Here is a 15378-nt window from a genome sequence, read left to right on the forward strand (position 1 = left end):
GTTCATTTCACCTCTTTAATATAAGCACTGGTCATTGACAATGTTCCATTTGGTTTATAAATCCATCCCACAATTACATTGGCCGGCATATCCTTTTCTCCATACAAAATCATCTTTTGTTCAAAACGAATCCCGTATTGATCCGATAATTTTTCTGTCGCAGGATACAACCCCGCACGGCTCTTTATCTCTGATTCAAGCTTTTCCCAATTCTTTGCGTCATACCCCAGCCGACTGGTAAATGCTCGACCTTTTGCAAGTCCTTCCTTTTTGTTACCACCAAAAAGATACTTTGTAAATTTCGGCTCTGGAATGATTGCCTGCTCTGCATTTGGCAGTTTCATCTCTGAGTGCTGGAGCAGACGATTTTTCCTTGAATAATCCAGTTTTACAAAGCCATACTTTTCACTATTATTATACTTTAAATCATGAAAAGCATCCAGATCTTTTATCTTATCCGGACCAAGCACCTTATTATACTTTTGTAGCTGCTGACGATCCACTCCCCGGTTCTTTACCATTTTTTCTTGTACCAAAGCCCCCGGATTACTTTCAACATACTCCTTATACCATTGCTCATATGTCATGTTTGCCGGGACAGTTCTGGAACGCTTTGTCTTTGGATCGTATGCTCGACGCTGCATTGCCGCAAGTTCTGCGTCAAAGATATCACAGATCGTGGTTGACCGACACCATGGGTGCATTGGGTTGCAGTTTACCCCTGGCTGCTGTTCTGACACCGGAAAACGTTTTCCGTCCAAGTCACGACACTTTGACGATGTTTTAAGATCCAAAGTAGCCACAAAGATATAAGTCTTAACTCCACACTCTTCATAGGACTTCATTTCCATTTGCCCATGAACAAAATTACTCTCTGTCCGGATCAGGCGCCTGGATGCGCTGGCTCCTCCCGCAAACTTCTTTGTGATTCGGTCTGCCGCTTCTTTGTGCGTTTGACCAGTCAAAACATCCATTAAAAGATCTTGTTTTACTTCTTGGGCAAGACCCTGGGTATTCTTCCAGATCCGGCTTGAGTAGTTCTCACCAGACCAGTCTGAGCTTAGAATACTGTCAATCGTCTTGTGGTCTACTTCTGCAAAACTGAATCCATATCCGGCACGCTGCTGGATATCGAAGATCCCCCTGTGATAAGTATCGTAAGCAAGATTCACATAGTGCCTGGTATTAAAGTCTTTTTCCTGCCGATAAATGCCCCGCATCATCAGATCTGTCTGCTGTTGCAGCTCCTGGAGTCTTTCAATCCTCGCTGCGTAGGAAGGAGCCTCCAGTTCGGCAAGAATAGCTGCCTTTGCCTCGCTGTCTGGATTATTCTTTAAAGCCTGTCGCAGTTCATCAAAAGAGGTTGGATCATTCAGGGAATTTAAGAGATGAAACGCTTCTTCCTCAGAAAGATGGTTCTTATCCATATACTTCCGAAAAATGTGCTCCATCTTATATCCTATATACCTGGAAGCTTTGTAATACAGCCTTGCGATATCGTCAGCTACGGACTCTGTTTGTTCCATAGCCTTGTACATCTGCCGGGCCTTTCTGCGTTTCCAGTAATTAAGATTTGCCACGCTTTCCACCCCGATCCTTACGATCCATAACATCCATATGCTTTGCCATCGCATTCAAAAGTTCAAAGAGATCATTGAGGAACGAACCCAACTCAAGAATACAGTACATAAAGAAAAGATCCATTAAAATTTGTGCAATCAAGAGTATTGTCATGATCATTCCTCATCCACCTCCTCGTCCTCTGGGGGTTCATTTGCCTGATTCCCGAACATGGCCTGTTGTTGTTTTATGGACTCTTCGATTTCTTTCTCCACTGCCGCAAGTTCTTCATCCACGTTATCCACAAATGGAACCTGGGCAAGCAAAGTCTTTTTACTTACTTTCCCCCAGAGATTTGCAACGATCTGGCTAATTTCTAAAAGGTTCTTAGGAAGTCCTCTCGTAAACGTAGGAATCACGCCGGTCACGTCTATGTGGAGTCCCTTTTTATCTAGATAGTTTGCAAAGAGTTGTAAACGCTTTCTTAGCCCCTTTTTGTAGTACCTTGTCTTGATCTTTGTAATATTCTCCATGCCAAGAAGCTTGAACTCCATGGCAACACCGGAAACATTTCCGCCGAAGCTCTCGTCCGTCATACACGGGATGTGGGAAAACTTATGGATATCCTGCTCAATCGCCTTTTTTAATATTTCCACTCCGTTTTCATCAAATGTACGGGTTAAATATTCCGCCTTAGTGCCGTTCGGAAGTTCCAGAAGCTTTTCTTTCTTCAAAGCTTTCATCGCTTCGCTGGATTCTTCCTCGTCATCACCCAGCAGGGATCCGTAAATAGCAAGGATCGAATCAATGAATTGTTCTTTATCCTGAATCCGGTCTGACATTAAAGCGTTATATGCATCAATCAGAGGGATCTGGAGTTCATAGTCTCCAATCCCAAGTTTGTTGTTTCGGTATTCGATCACCGGAACCCTGTCAAAGTAATGCGGCTCCGCCTGTTCGTTGAGCGGCTGCCACTCATTCGTACCCTGGATGTTAAGGACGTACTTATAATGCTCTGTCAGCACCGTGGCTACATAAACCGTATTCATCCGATCCGAGTCGTCCTTCTTGGCGTAATAATAGACAGCAAACAATTCTTTCTGCTCAATCGTATCATCGTAGACCATGAAGGTCCGTTCCGGCGGCAGGTTCTTTGTGTGAAGGATCGTTTTGCCCTCCGCTGGATATACATACTCATATGCCCGGCCATAAATCGACATATCCAGGCCATTGTCTCCATCCGTCTCATCTGCGTCTGCCGATTCCAGGGCATCTGTCAGGATTGTAATATCCTGATCGGACTTATATGCGATCTGATTCCCAAGAAAGTAAGAGGTTGCAGTATCTGCAATATCCTTTGCATGGTTACATACAAGCTTATTCTTCCTGTTTTCTTTCAGGATCTCATGTTTGCCTATGTAATACTGTTTCTTTTTCCTCAAATCCAGTGCAAAGCTTCGATGCTTCAAGATCAGATGCCGGATCACCTGCTTACTTAAGTTCGTCTCGTCATACTGCTCTGCCGGCAGTGTAAAAATATACAACTCTATCCCTCCTTATCGGATGCCGTAGCGACTTTTCTTTTTCACTTTAGCCTTGCGGCTGGACATCACATCTTCTAAACCATACCTTGCGGCGTCGATCGTGTGATTATCTTTGTCTGGGTAACTTCCTTTGAAGTTCCCATTCTTATCCTGTTCCAATTCATATCCGGTGAACTCCCTCTTCGCATTTGGGCACTTTTCCGGATCTATGATGATCTCCTCGATCTCATCCGCTAAAAACTCCATACCGAAATCTACGGATCCAGGCCCCTTCTTTGCCCCAGTGATCCGGATGCCGAGTTCTTGCAGGGCTGCGATGGCCCGAGGTTCTTCCGAATCCGCTGTGATCATGCGATTCAATGGATTAAACTTTTTTAATTCCTTGGCGAGTTTAGTATTGCCCATCTTGACTGCGTAGATCTCGCCAAATAGAAAAAGACGCTTTCGCGTCTTGTCGTAGTGCATTTTTAAATAAGCCAGCGGGTCTGCTCCATAACCAAAGTCTAAACCCTGCTTGATCCAGTCAAACCTTGCGATCTCCTCATCTACAATCTTGCGGACTGTAATATTCTCAAACACCTGGCCGCCGGTTCCTGTTGCAATGCCCAGGTATTCATGCTCGTATGCCTTAGGCTTTGTCCGCTGCAAGTGCTCTGCTTCAAGAAAGAACTGCTCACCTAACCACTCCCTGGGAACACTCCGGTAATCACTGTGATGGCAGCAGGTGTCCTCCCGCTCATCCATTACATCCTGATTACACCAGTTATTGATTGATTTTGGCGGGTTCCATGAGTAAAAAACCACATAATCTGTTCCACCACGCATCAGAGACTGCAGGATGGTTCGTTCTTCCTCTGGACCGTCAAACTCTGCACGCTCTTCAAACCAGATGAATTTGAAATACCCTGTTTTCAGTTTTACAGATTTGATCTTCTGTGGATCATCAGCTCCACGAAAGATAATTCGGTTCCCAAACGGCTTATAGGTAAGTCCCAAGGGACTGTATCGGACCTTCCATTGATCCGATACTCCAAGCTTTTTGATCGCCCACAAAAGCTGCTCAAAAACAGACTCCTCAAGGAACCGGCAAACTTTCCGCATCGCGATGGCATTCGCCTCCGGATCTTCCATCATCCCCTTTACAACTTCTTCGCTGATAAAAGAGGATTTTGTAGAACCACGCCCGCCATATAGTTTATAATGTGTATGTCTATGCTCTTTGATATCCCAGTGCAGATCATAGAATGAGGGGGCAATCAGGTCAGAAAGTTTAACTGTCTGGCTTTGGGATGTCATCAACGATCACCACCCCTCCAATCTCCCCGGAATGCTCGATGTCTCGCTTATCTCTCCACTGATCCGGTTTCCGGTTCTTTAACCAGAAGATCTGCGCCGTGGTGTCTGGCACAACCTGCTTTGTAACTCTCTTGGTTTCTTTGCCATACTCCGTCGTTATTTCATCATATTCATATCCTAAAGCCCTTTTTAAGAGAGCGTTTTCCACCTGCCGGTCCACGACCTCTTTCCCCTTTTTTAAGGCCTTGGAAATCTCGGGGTATCTCTTTTTCCATTCATATAGTGTTGCTGGGTTAATTCCTATGTTCTGTGCTATTTGCTCATCTATTAACCCATCGCAGGCCCAGCCCTCTATTTTCAGTAAGCCTTCCGGCTCAAGCCATTCTTTATATTTACCTTTTGCCATAAAGGCTCACCTCCTTCTACAATGGATAACGGAGAATGAAGGACTCGAACCTCCGAACCCCGGAGGGTGTACCGGTTAGCAACCGGGCGCATTTCCAACTCTGCCAATTCTCCAGGTCTGTGTTCTTAGAATAATTATGGTTTGTATAGGACAGAACACAGAAGACCCATTACGATTTACAGTTGCCCCTTGAAAACCACCTGTGCGTCCTCGTTTCGTACCCACGTTTCCCATCGTTTACGCACTCATTTTATTAACTCCAGGGCCATCCGCATGTTGCATCTTCCACGTAAATACAACTTTTTTACGAATGAGTTTTTTGCGACCCGCATCGTGGATTTTTATTGGGCCGCCGTCTAGGTGTAAAAAGCGGATGTCCCGGAATCGAACCGGGATAAAGGGAGCGACCCTTCCGTCTGCCATTGACATAACATCCACGCAAAAACTCCGATACCTTAGAGATACCGGAGTAATGTAAATACTTTAGAGGTTTAATGTTTCAATACGCCTTGCGTTGTTGTTTATCGTGTTTAGCTTGGATGCCACGGCGGCGCCGCCGTGGCATCCAGCTTACAAAAAGGATAATGTTATGCAGTAAAAGCGGAACGATTGATCTATATGACCTACTCGTTCTATAATAAATATAATATATTTTTCGGCGACACAGGGCGACATTATGAAACTTTTTTTAAAAATCTTTCATGTTTCTTCTGACAACTCTTGTCTGTGTAGGCAATCCGCCGTTTTGGAAACATGCTGTTCATTCGCATGGCTACCTGTGGCCATGACAGATTGTCGACATAATAGAGCCGGAACATGATCCGCAGCTCACTGGTCGGCATGCTGTTTATGTAGTCCTCTACCTGGCACACAAGCTCTAACAGCTCCCCTTCCATTTTTGCCGCCTTTTCCTTCCGGGTCTTGATCTGCAATGCCTTTCTGCGTATCGCCGGTGCAGGCAGGCCCTCTACAACAAAGTGCTGCGTGCCACCCAGTCCCCCGGTGACAGTATCCTTTACCGTCCCCTCTTCTTCCATTTTATATAGTTCCCTCTTTAGCTGCTCAATCCTTCGGTGAAGGTCTTTTATTTCTTCTTTCATATCGCTGTACTGGATAAGTATACTCTTGTCTAAAGTCACGTTTCCTGTTCCTCCCTCGGCTTCTCTATCCTCTTAAATTCAACAGTCCACACCCACGGGTTCGCATCCCAGCCATACTGCGCCATTTTCTTTTTAGGGATTGTAGAATCCCAAAGTTCAATAAATTTTTCTTCTACTATCTCATCAATTCCGCAGGATGAAGAAGATGGATTTTGCGGAATACATCGACCATTAATCTCTAAGCATGGATCACATCCAAATGCTCTTATGCCCTCTTTGATTGCATCTTGTATAGTAATCTTCTGTAGCTTCTCTACTCTTACATCCGTAACCTGCAAGAATATCCTCGCTGCTTCTTGAGGCATATGGATAGACGGACGCCACAATATGTTCTGCACTTTACAATCTGCTTTGTACCAGTATGTATGCTTCGCAGGTTGCGCCCATGTTTCCCTCACATATAGAATGTCTCCTATCCCGCATGGCGGTTGTGCATAGAAGATATTTCCGCCATGCTTTTCCGTTCCAAATCTGAATCTCCCAATGTTCTTTTTCTCTCCACATATGCAGAATCCAAGCGGATATATGTGCTCCTTGTCCGGCTGTGGCTTTATTGCCCGCCGTGTTTCTGTCTTTCTGTCGTCCAAGATCGCCCGGACCATATCGGTATTAAATAATATTTGTTTCATGCGTCCTCCTTCCTTAAATTTCAGTTGTCTTCTGTTCCCTTTTGATATTCTTCTTCAGTAACTATTGTTAAAAGTGATGTGTTTACATTAAGTGACCTGGCAGCATACTTTAAAGCACCGTCCTTCATCTTTTCCCTTTCAACTTCAATTTCTTCAATGCTTATTGGATTTTTTAAAGTAAAACCCAGCTTCATGTAACACTCTGATGGATTTCCATCTTCGTCTTCTGCCAATCCAGCATATTTAGAGACCATATAGAAAAAGTCTATCTTCTCTTCCATGTCATCCTCCTATAAATTCTAATCTATCGTTTCAAAGTAAAACGTCACATCATCTTTTATGTGCCGCACAATCCCGAATCTTATGGCTACCTGGAATGGGATGCTATCCCGCATAAGGCGGTGTGATATGCCTGCAAGGTACTTTCTATACCCTTCCAGATCCAGCGTCCTTTTGTAGTGATTGCAGCTACGGCAGGATGGCAGCATATTATCTAATTCATTTGTCCCGCCACAGCGCAATGATTTAACATGGTCTACCTGCATGTTCTTATATTCCAATTCGCATCCGCAGTAGGCACAATGACCATTGCATTTGTTATATACTTTTTCTCTTATACTTTTCGGAATTGTCTTTCTCTTTTCTTCCATGCTCTACCTCCTTAAATTCTAATTCTACTCGTATAAAATTTTCTCTAAACAATTCTTTCTGCATTTTTATTAACTGTTGGAAATCATCCCGTACAAAATATCCGTTGCCGACGGTTTCCAAATAATATTTTTTACCTTCTAAAAAACTCCCATATGCTCCGTCTGTAAGTTCTACATTAAGATTTTGTTTGCATAGATACCAACCAAATTTCTTTTCAGATTGCTTTTCTTTTTTCATAATTACTTTTTTTATGTCCAACTTAATGCTCTCCATAACTGCTCTCATTTCAAGAATTGCCATATACTCTCTCATTGCTCTGAGCTGCATATCATATGTGCTTCTTGGACAAGTTGGGGTAAATGCTAATTCATTTCTATCCCACTTTTCACACATATTCAGTAATCCTCTATATCTGATTGCAAGCTGCATATATTCAGCTTTAAATCTCTCTTTATAATCATTACTGCACATTAGAATTGAAGTATCCGGAAGAGTGGTCATATCACTACATACTCTATATACATCATCAAATTGTTTTTTAGGGGACCAGCTTTCATATCCATCTGAATCCTTAATCAAATATCCTTCGTCATCCGGATTCTCATTTTCCGGAATCGTCCATCCTCTGTACTTATTGTAGTCTCCACGTGTCATTTGTTTTGCTTCTAATCTTTTTGTTCCAATATATTTCTTCATACTTTCCTCTTTCTCCGACACTTAATGGTCAGAAGCTAAAACCTAATTTCCTTTTAGATACACGCCCTCAAATTTTCCTGTGCTAGCAGCATCTTTGGAAGTTTCAAAGGCGTTTTCTATTCCAACGCAACAATCAAATGGGTTATCACCATCATAATAAAAATAAATGTCCTTATTTTTATCTTTTACATTTCTCAAAAACTCTTCAAGTTCACATATTTTCATATTTTTTATATCCTCCTAAATTTTAATCTATTGGTCTTCCACAATGCGGGCAATACCGCGTATATGCTTCTTGTATCTCATCACCGTGTGTTTTTCGCATACGGTTTACTTTGCACATTATGCTTCCTGGTTCACACGCAAGTATACAGGCATTTCTAGCGGGGCATCTGTTACATTTTTCCACGTTTACAACCATCTTCATTTTTCCTCCCTAAATTCTAATCTCGCAACAACCCTTTAAGGCTCCGCGTATTCCATGTTTTCTTTTAACAAAATGCTTGCAATTCATACATTTTTCACCCATCTCAGTACCTCCACAAAATGCTAAATTAATTCTATGGTGGCTCTGCATTAATAGCATAAGCCCCACATTTCCTACACTTTTCTGCTATTTCATACGGAAATTCATAAACCCCATAGCAGAATTTTCTATTATCATCCGGTCCATATTCATGAAGTGATATTTTTGCTTTTTTACAATCATCATCAAGCGGAATCCCTCTTAATTTCGCTCGTCCTCTAAGATTTCTCATTTTTACCTCCTTAAAATGCTAATCTAAACATGCATTCCACGTAGTAACAAACCTATAAGAGTTCCTATCCATATACATACTCTTCCATGATTTCATCCCAATTTTCATAAATATCTTGGAAATTGTTTGCTACGCTATACAATACGTCTTTCTCCTCTTTTTCTCTTTGCTTCACAGCTCTATAAGCATCTTCATCTCTGTACCGCTCAACATGTTCGCTTATCAAGTCGCTTATAACCTTTGGTTCTAATGCGTCCAGCTCCCAGCACTCGTATCCGAATTTGCTTATGTATCCGTTCGACCTGCTGTCGCTCAATTTCGTTGGGTTTGGCGGTGGGCCATATAAATCAATCTGATCTGTATTTAACGCAATCCTATGAAACTCAAGAGACTGGTTTCCAAAGAGAGTATTTCTGTCCTGAATATCCCTGCTCATATCTATTCCGCTTGGGTCGTGGTCACCAAGATGCAGGATAATGACGTTTTTCCCTTCCTTTTGTTTCTGCATTAATCTTTGTGATGCCTGCCACATTTCAGATTGGCTCACATATCCCCGGCAAGAAAAATAGTTAATGTCTAGGCTGCCACATATCTGTCCGATGATTCCCACCAGGGCATCTTTTTCAACCCATACTTCCACATAATTCTCCTGGCCTTTCCAATAGTCAAGATGATAGCTATAAGCTGCCGAATCTATTACCTCGCCCGGTTTCTCCCAATGGGATCGGCCTTTTAGATTTCTTGTCCGGTCTTCAATGGCATTCCAGTCAATCAGACCTGCAAGTCTAGCATCATTAATCAAAGACCCTAAATTCTTATATGATCTTTGGTTGTTTGGGATAATGTCTCTTGCTACCATTTGGTAATAAACCTGCCGCAACGTTAAACTGTACCCCTGGTTTTCGTATTCTTCAATGACCTGATTAATCTTTTCAATCAGTTTTATACTTTCTGATCTAAAATTCTTTGTTATATACGCAATTTTTGGCATTCTTACCTCCTTCCTGCCCGCCGAAGCGGGCTGTAAAACAGGATGCCTAACTGGTTTCTAGTTGCTGTGTGATATATATAGACCCAACATGGGTAAATATCTATTTGTCCCAGGTGACGTATGCGCTACCAGATGTGGGATACACCGTTTTCAATCTCCTGCCGTTTACGATTTTTTCTGTCCGCCGGAATACTCCCTTTTCTGGCTTTTCTCTTAGCCTTTGGTTTTCTTCTATTTTCCAATGTTGCTCCACCCATTTTTCTACGGTATCCTTGCAAATTCCGTACTCCCTGGCAATCTGTCTTTTCCCTTTCCCTGCTAGATATTCCGCCACAACTTGCTCTTTTACCTCTCTGGGACATCGGAGAGCCAGGTAGGAGCTATACTCTGCCGGGGGTCGTAAAACATGTCTGTCCAGATACAGACAGTTCCGTTCGATATTCCGTATTTCTTTGCCGTCTCTCTTACGGATAAGCTGTTTTCTACTCTGTCTTTTGCCACCTGCCGTTTAAACTCTTCTGTGTATTTTCCTGTTCTGCCCATCTATTTCACCACCCTATATGTCCCAGCACTTGCGCCAGTTTCTTTGTCAAAGACCCGTTTCCCGGTTTTTTCGACCAATCCACGCTCTTCTAATCCTTTTAACCGAGGAGCCACGGACTGCCGTTCTTTGCTGTAATGCACGCCATCTAAACACATGCCTATGGCAATCTGGTGGGCAGACAAATCTCGCCCTTGTTCCTTAAGCCATGCATAAATCCGGTTCTCCATGCTTAGTTTATCTCCTGCGCTTAGTCCCTCCCTGCGGCATTCCTTTGCTGTCCTCTCCGCATAATATTTCTTTGCGCTGTCCGGCAGGTCTTCTGGAATCTTCCGTTTCCTTTTCTTCTCCTTCGGCGGCTCCGGCTCCTTACAGCCGATGTCTCCGAAAAAGCTAATCTGCTCCATGCTATCCTCCTATCTGCTGTTCAAACAGCTGTTTTTCCAACTCGTCATAGTCATACTCTCGTTCTTCAAAATTATGGAACTGGGTCTTTACGTCCTTTGTGCTATGCTCTGCCTTTGGTTTCTCGTAATTCCCATCAAGGTAATCAAGGAATCCGCTGTTGAAGAATGTACTGCCATTCTGAGGCTTTCTCCAATCATCCCTTGCCAAGTCCGCCTTGTATCGGTTAATTGCTCTTTCCATCTCGTCATAACCGATATCAAGCAACCGCATCTTTTTGGCATCGGAGATCTGTCCCTTGCCCCTCTTAAGCGGGTAGAGTTTCCACAATCGCTCAAACAATTCGCTGGCGTCAGCCTTGCATATTGTTTTATTCTTTTCTTTCTTAACTTCTTTACTTTCTTTAGTTGTTGTTATTTGAATGTTATCTGTTTGTTCTTTGCTTGTTACTGGCTCGTTATTTTGCTTGTTACCTCCCTGGTACAAATCGTAGTTATTTACGATAAATACGGTATTTTTGTTACTGCTTTTGCTTGTTATCTCGCCTGTTGATCTTAGCTTTTTTATAGCCGTCCTGACCTGCATTACAGATAACCCTGTTTCGGTTGCCAGCTTTTCATAAGAGGATACGATCGACCCACGTTTAATCTCCTGCCCCTTCCATTTCTTATCTGTCCAGTTCACAGTGATTAAAAGATGAAGAAACACCCGGCTCACGTTAATATCGTCATACCACTCCCACTCGGTAAATTTCCGGAACAGCTTAATAAACGTGTCGATAGTATCACTCTCCCATCAGATCCTTTCCTGCGGCCCATTCTCTGTATAACTCTATCCAGTCGTCCAGGAGCATGGTAACTTTCCATTGCTCCCGGTTTTTCCGGTGCATGACGCATGGTATCTCACCTTCTCTGGCATCGCTCCTGGCTTGGGCCATTGCGATATCCAGGTTTAGTTTTTCGACCCTTTTACACTCAATGTGCATATACGGTAGACCGATTACATCTGCAGATCCGTCAGCACCGCAGTACTGCTGTCCTCTACGTGCTCCGTATCCGTGTTCTCTAAGGATCTTTGCAAGTTCTAATTCCCCGGCTTTTCCTTTTGCTTTGCTGTTTATAGCCATGATCTACCTCCAAACTCTTTCCGGAAGTCTTCTCTGGTTCCATAGTGCCTTTCGTAATATTTCTGTGCCTGGGCTTTCAAATGGTCATCCAATTTCTTTAAACTTTCTGACCATGTAGCCATGGCCCCATTTGGATGCAAGTCCGGGCGGAGAGGGACAACAAATCCGTACTTCTCTGATAGCTTTCTATTCGCTCCGCCAAAGACATGATGCCGCTCTACCGGGGCCGCCCCGGTGAAATAGCAATGGTCCATATCTTCTGTAAATACGCTTCTAAGCCTTTTCAAACTTCACTCCCCACCTTTCCTCCATCTTCCTGATCTCTTCCGGCGTTGCTGTCTCTATTCCAAGCGCCTTTGCCTCCTGTACGGTCCCTTCAATTAACCGTGACATTTCTTTCGTGTTATATGTATGCGAACCTCTCATGACAAGGTTGACACGAAACACCTTCCCTGCGCTATTTATATGTGTCTCTGTCGTCGGCTGTAGGTGCGCAAACTCTACGTCATAGGCGTTTATATCATCGTCAAGCGGCAAGCTCACAAGATTACCGCCAATCCGTTCATATTCGCCATATTCGGAAATAAGACGGTTCTTTATGTAAACGTTGCTTTGCCCTGTGACATCTGCAATTTTTCCGATTAGCTCATGAAAATAAGAATTTGCATTAAGGCTCCTTTTTTCTCTGTATTGTACGATCTTCACAGACAGTTTCTCTTTGTCTTTCAAACGATCATATTCCTGCCTCACATCCTCATTCAGTTCAATTTCAAGTTTCTGGTGGCCTGATGCATAATCTATGCCAAGGCCACCAAGTTTTCCCGTGCACTCCATAGGTTACTCCTTCGGATCTGGTATTTCCTCTTCAGAAGGAACATAGTCGGGTGTTTTCTTCATTCGGATCATAAAGTTTTTAAATTGTTCGATTGTCATATCTGTAACTTTTTTAATATTGTAGGTTTCTAATATAATTCCGCTTGCTATATTCGTTCTTTTCAGCTCCGCATTGATCGTATTCACCATGTCCTTGCTTACCTTCTGCGTCCCCTGCGGTGGCTTCTGTCCCCCTCCATCGTGGTCCGCATCTTTTACATCGTCTATGCAGAAAAGGCCGTTCAGGGCATATTTCCTTGCGTAAGAACTTGTTGCCCCTGTAATCTGGCTTTCATCCATTCCTTTTTTTTGCACAGATTCTCTTGCCAGTGCAGCGTTTTCAATCATTTCTCCAGTTTCTATGTCTGTAAATACCGCCGTAGCCTTTATGTAAAAACGGTCCCCTATTTGCACAACATCATCTGTTAAGCGCAGGTTGGCACCAACAGATTGCAATAATGGTTTTGCCGCTTCTAAGATATCCTCACAGTTTCTATAATGGTAGTTTCCAAACTTATTAAACTGGTTTTTGGGGGCTTTCAGATCCGATTGCACCATTAGGAGTTTCGTCTGTATCCCGATTGTCTTTTTCTCCGCCATCCTTATACCTCCCTACGATCAAAGAAGATGCCTACACTATTCATATAGGTTTCGATCTGTTCAAGTTCTTCATTTGTGCCTACGACTGTGTAGGCAACTTTCTTTGTATTTGGTTGCACAAAAGGTACATCTGCGCTGGCTGCGGCCTCTTGGATCACCTCGCCGGGCACTGGTTGCTGAATGGGTTCTGTCCATGGAACACTGTTCTGTTTCTCCTTCTGCTTTTGAAGCACCTTCTGTTTTGTCTCTTCATATTCATTCACATAACAGATTGCCTCCGTAAGATCCAGGGAGCTTAGGTAGATTCCAACGGCATCCTCTTTGCAATCTGTATTTAGAGCTTCCAACGTCTTCAATTCTGTAGAAATTTCAACTGCCATATCCTCAAGTTCTTTCTGTATCTTTGGAATAGAGTAGGTGCTGTTTTCCCACTTATGGTTGTAAACCTTCTCCAGCGGGATCTCTGTCCCCTCAAAGACCTCTTGGAAAATCTCTTGGATTTTCTCTCTTTTTTTCTGTATTCTCTTTTCCTCAAACGCATTGATCTGACCAGAGATTAGGTTAATCGGCTGGTCAATAAGCCCTTGCAATTCCTTACACTTAGATTCAAAATCCGCATAAGGGACAAGGCACTGTTTTTTTACTTCTTTTCGTTTCTCTTCGATGGCCTTTTTCATTTTTCGGAGTGCCGCAACTTCCTTCTTCGCATCCTTCTTAGTATCCTCAGAAAACTGCGCATCCTTATAAAGTTCCATTTGTGCCGCCAACGTTTCTTTTATTTCTTCATAGTTAAACTGGATTTCCAATTTTTGATTCACCTGTACTGCAAGTTCTGCCATTGTTAAATCCTCCATTCTGTGCTACAATAGCACTGTATAAATATATTTTTTATTTGTTCCGCCCCCGTTGGAGTTGCCGCTCCGAAGGGGCATTTTAAGTTTTTGCTTCATTTTTATATTTCCTTCTCACTAGTTAACATCAAATGAATTATCAATATCGTATGTATGTTCAACGTCAATAATAATCGGGATCTCGTTCATGACAGCCTGCACAAGCATTAATTCTACGTCATTCAGGCGTCCAAAACTAAACCTTTCGTTAATATCGTGTCCGTCAAGATATAAGTGTTTTATTATTCCTTTCGAACCAAATGGAATCTTATGCACCGCAAAACTAATTGCACTATCAGAAGAATATCTGTGCACTCTGTCATCGTAGTCCATCTCGCAGTCAATCCATCCGTACTTCTCATTAATTTCACACTTACAGTGCCATCCTTCATCCATGCGGTTAAACTTCTCTTCCTCCTCAACCTCTTTGCAGGCAATTTTCCTGTACTTTTCAAAAATACTGGATAACTTAATTTCCTTTGTTTGACAAAGGAATAAATCCCTAAATCTCTTCTCTGCTTTCTTGCACATATCTTCCCTGCACGTCTCATTCATGATCTGAGACATTTTCTCAATCATGAATGCGTTGTATGATTGGAAATCCAGATCAGCAGCGACCTTTGACACCTGTTCTGTTATTTTCTGTTCAATTGTATTTCTCAGTTTATAACTGCCAAGCGAATCTTCAACTGCTTTCACAATTGTGTTTTCAAAAGTTTCAGCGATCTTTTTTTCTATAGTCCCTTCTGCCTCCAAAGTATCTATTCTCTTTTTGACAATCTCTGTTATATCTATGTTCATATCTGTTCCTCCTAAATTTTTGATCTCCATGCTACTCCTGCCGCCCAGCAACACACTGCCAATGTCTTGTATCCGGTTAGAGCCAGAAGACAGCCAGCGGCATATAGGGCCTGTGACATTCTCTGTTCTGCCATAAGTCCTCCTTATATATACTTTTCCTTTGGGATCTGTAAAATAACATTTAGCTTTGCCAGTTCCATCCCGGTAAATTTCCCTGGATTTTCCCGCTTATACTTAAATGCTACATCTGAGATTCCAAGCTTTATTGCCATCTTTTTGTTATCCATTTGTCGGAGCATCATGTATTCTTCCAGGACTCCCCGCTTGGAACAGATAATTTTATCTGCGTCCGATAATGCTAGCCTCGGCATTCTGATCACCTCGCTTTCTCTTGTAAATATTTCCTTTTCTCCTTATAATCTAAGTACAGGCCATGGTGAGCTGAGTACAC

The 15378-nt window shown here is 42.7% G+C and carries 25 protein-coding genes and 1 tRNA gene; all 26 read right to left on the reverse strand.

Features of this window, described 5'->3' with window-relative positions; translation table 11 throughout:
* Positions 1-2: 2 nt before the first annotated feature.
* The 26 genes from QGT46_RS02110 to QGT46_RS02235 all read right to left on the reverse strand — a co-directional run bounded on the left by QGT46_RS02110 (position 3) and on the right by QGT46_RS02235 (position 15298).
* On the reverse strand, positions 3-1580 hold the full coding sequence (locus QGT46_RS02110; RefSeq protein WP_301589376.1) for a minor capsid protein: 1578 nt from the start codon (positions 1578-1580) through the stop codon (positions 3-5).
* Positions 1567-1740: a hypothetical protein gene (locus QGT46_RS02115; RefSeq protein WP_301589378.1), complete on the reverse strand. Its 174-nt coding sequence runs from the start codon at positions 1738-1740 to the stop codon at positions 1567-1569. The genes QGT46_RS02110 and QGT46_RS02115 overlap by 14 nt, the downstream gene beginning before the upstream one ends.
* On the reverse strand, positions 1737-3104 hold the full coding sequence (locus QGT46_RS02120; protein ID WP_301589380.1) for a phage portal protein: 1368 nt from the start codon (positions 3102-3104) through the stop codon (positions 1737-1739). Before QGT46_RS02120 ends, QGT46_RS02115 begins: the two co-directional genes overlap by 4 nt.
* 12 nt (positions 3105-3116) lie before the next feature.
* Positions 3117-4400 carry a PBSX family phage terminase large subunit gene (locus QGT46_RS02125; RefSeq protein ID WP_148458994.1) on the reverse strand — a complete coding sequence of 428 codons (1284 nt, stop codon included), beginning with the start codon at positions 4398-4400 and terminating at the stop codon, positions 3117-3119.
* Entirely contained in the window at positions 4375-4806 is a 432-nt protein-coding gene (locus QGT46_RS02130) for a transposase (protein ID WP_148458993.1), read from the reverse strand. Before QGT46_RS02130 ends, QGT46_RS02125 begins: the two co-directional genes overlap by 26 nt.
* Before the next feature lie 29 nt (positions 4807-4835).
* Positions 4836-4919: transfer RNA gene (locus QGT46_RS02135), tRNA-Ser, on the reverse strand.
* Positions 4920-5480: 561 nt separating this feature from the next.
* Positions 5481-5945, reverse strand: a complete 465-nt coding sequence (locus tag QGT46_RS02140; protein WP_148458992.1) for a hypothetical protein — start codon at positions 5943-5945, stop codon at positions 5481-5483.
* Positions 5942-6595, reverse strand: coding sequence for a hypothetical protein (locus QGT46_RS02145; protein ID WP_148458991.1), 654 nt, complete (start codon positions 6593-6595; stop codon positions 5942-5944). Before QGT46_RS02145 ends, QGT46_RS02140 begins: the two co-directional genes overlap by 4 nt.
* Positions 6596-6615: 20 nt before the next feature.
* On the reverse strand, positions 6616-6876 hold the full coding sequence (locus tag QGT46_RS02150; RefSeq protein WP_148458990.1) for a hypothetical protein: 261 nt from the start codon (positions 6874-6876) through the stop codon (positions 6616-6618).
* Between the two features lie 18 nt (positions 6877-6894).
* A complete protein-coding gene (locus QGT46_RS02155) occupies positions 6895-7245 on the reverse strand; it encodes an HNH endonuclease (protein WP_148458989.1) in 351 nt (116 codons plus the stop codon).
* Positions 7193-7942, reverse strand: a complete 750-nt coding sequence (locus QGT46_RS02160; protein ID WP_270433541.1) for a crAss001_48 related protein — start codon at positions 7940-7942, stop codon at positions 7193-7195. The genes QGT46_RS02155 and QGT46_RS02160 overlap by 53 nt, the downstream gene beginning before the upstream one ends.
* Before the next feature lie 42 nt (positions 7943-7984).
* The gene (locus QGT46_RS02165) at positions 7985-8167 is read right to left on the reverse strand and encodes a hypothetical protein (protein WP_148458988.1); all 183 of its coding nucleotides are present in this window, start codon (positions 8165-8167) and stop codon (positions 7985-7987) included.
* A gap of 335 nt (positions 8168-8502) precedes the next feature.
* Positions 8503-8700 carry a hypothetical protein gene (locus QGT46_RS02170; RefSeq protein WP_148458987.1) on the reverse strand — a complete coding sequence of 66 codons (198 nt, stop codon included), beginning with the start codon at positions 8698-8700 and terminating at the stop codon, positions 8503-8505.
* 64 nt (positions 8701-8764) lie between these two features.
* Complete coding sequence (locus tag QGT46_RS02175; RefSeq protein ID WP_148458986.1) at positions 8765-9691, reverse strand: hypothetical protein; 927 nt, start codon at positions 9689-9691, stop codon at positions 8765-8767.
* Between the two features lie 125 nt (positions 9692-9816).
* Positions 9817-9948 carry a hypothetical protein gene (locus QGT46_RS02180; protein WP_301589391.1) on the reverse strand — a complete coding sequence of 44 codons (132 nt, stop codon included), beginning with the start codon at positions 9946-9948 and terminating at the stop codon, positions 9817-9819.
* 88 nt (positions 9949-10036) lie between these two features.
* Positions 10037-10234, reverse strand: coding sequence for a transposase (locus tag QGT46_RS02185; protein ID WP_148458985.1), 198 nt, complete (start codon positions 10232-10234; stop codon positions 10037-10039).
* Positions 10235-10639: a hypothetical protein gene (locus QGT46_RS02190; protein WP_148458984.1), complete on the reverse strand. Its 405-nt coding sequence runs from the start codon at positions 10637-10639 to the stop codon at positions 10235-10237.
* Between the two features lies 1 nt (position 10640).
* Entirely contained in the window at positions 10641-11354 is a 714-nt protein-coding gene (locus QGT46_RS02195) for a hypothetical protein (protein ID WP_148458983.1), read from the reverse strand.
* A 67-nt stretch (positions 11355-11421) separates the two neighbouring features.
* A complete protein-coding gene (locus QGT46_RS02200) occupies positions 11422-11763 on the reverse strand; it encodes a hypothetical protein (RefSeq protein WP_270433519.1) in 342 nt (113 codons plus the stop codon).
* Positions 11754-12050 carry a phosphoenolpyruvate carboxykinase gene (locus QGT46_RS02205; protein WP_148458982.1) on the reverse strand — a complete coding sequence of 99 codons (297 nt, stop codon included), beginning with the start codon at positions 12048-12050 and terminating at the stop codon, positions 11754-11756. The genes QGT46_RS02200 and QGT46_RS02205 overlap by 10 nt, the downstream gene beginning before the upstream one ends.
* Positions 12037-12597 (reverse strand): hypothetical protein, encoded by a 561-nt coding sequence (locus tag QGT46_RS02210; protein ID WP_148458981.1) that lies wholly within the window; start codon positions 12595-12597, stop codon positions 12037-12039. The genes QGT46_RS02205 and QGT46_RS02210 overlap by 14 nt, the downstream gene beginning before the upstream one ends.
* Positions 12598-12600: 3 nt before the next feature.
* Positions 12601-13236 carry an ERF family protein gene (locus QGT46_RS02215; RefSeq protein WP_148458980.1) on the reverse strand — a complete coding sequence of 212 codons (636 nt, stop codon included), beginning with the start codon at positions 13234-13236 and terminating at the stop codon, positions 12601-12603.
* A gap of 2 nt (positions 13237-13238) precedes the next feature.
* A complete protein-coding gene (locus QGT46_RS02220; RefSeq protein WP_270433516.1) occupies positions 13239-14075 on the reverse strand; it encodes a DUF1351 domain-containing protein in 837 nt (278 codons plus the stop codon).
* 129 nt (positions 14076-14204) lie between these two features.
* A complete protein-coding gene (locus QGT46_RS02225) occupies positions 14205-14927 on the reverse strand; it encodes a hypothetical protein (protein ID WP_148458978.1) in 723 nt (240 codons plus the stop codon).
* A gap of 11 nt (positions 14928-14938) precedes the next feature.
* A complete protein-coding gene (locus QGT46_RS02230) occupies positions 14939-15061 on the reverse strand; it encodes a hypothetical protein (RefSeq protein ID WP_270433514.1) in 123 nt (40 codons plus the stop codon).
* Between the two features lie 9 nt (positions 15062-15070).
* The gene (locus tag QGT46_RS02235) at positions 15071-15298 is read right to left on the reverse strand and encodes a hypothetical protein (protein ID WP_148458977.1); all 228 of its coding nucleotides are present in this window, start codon (positions 15296-15298) and stop codon (positions 15071-15073) included.
* Positions 15299-15378 lie beyond the last annotated feature (80 nt).

This window comes from Anaerostipes faecis (assembly GCF_910574135.1).
GTDB classification, from domain to species: Bacteria; Bacillota; Clostridia; order Lachnospirales; family Lachnospiraceae; genus Anaerostipes; species Anaerostipes hominis.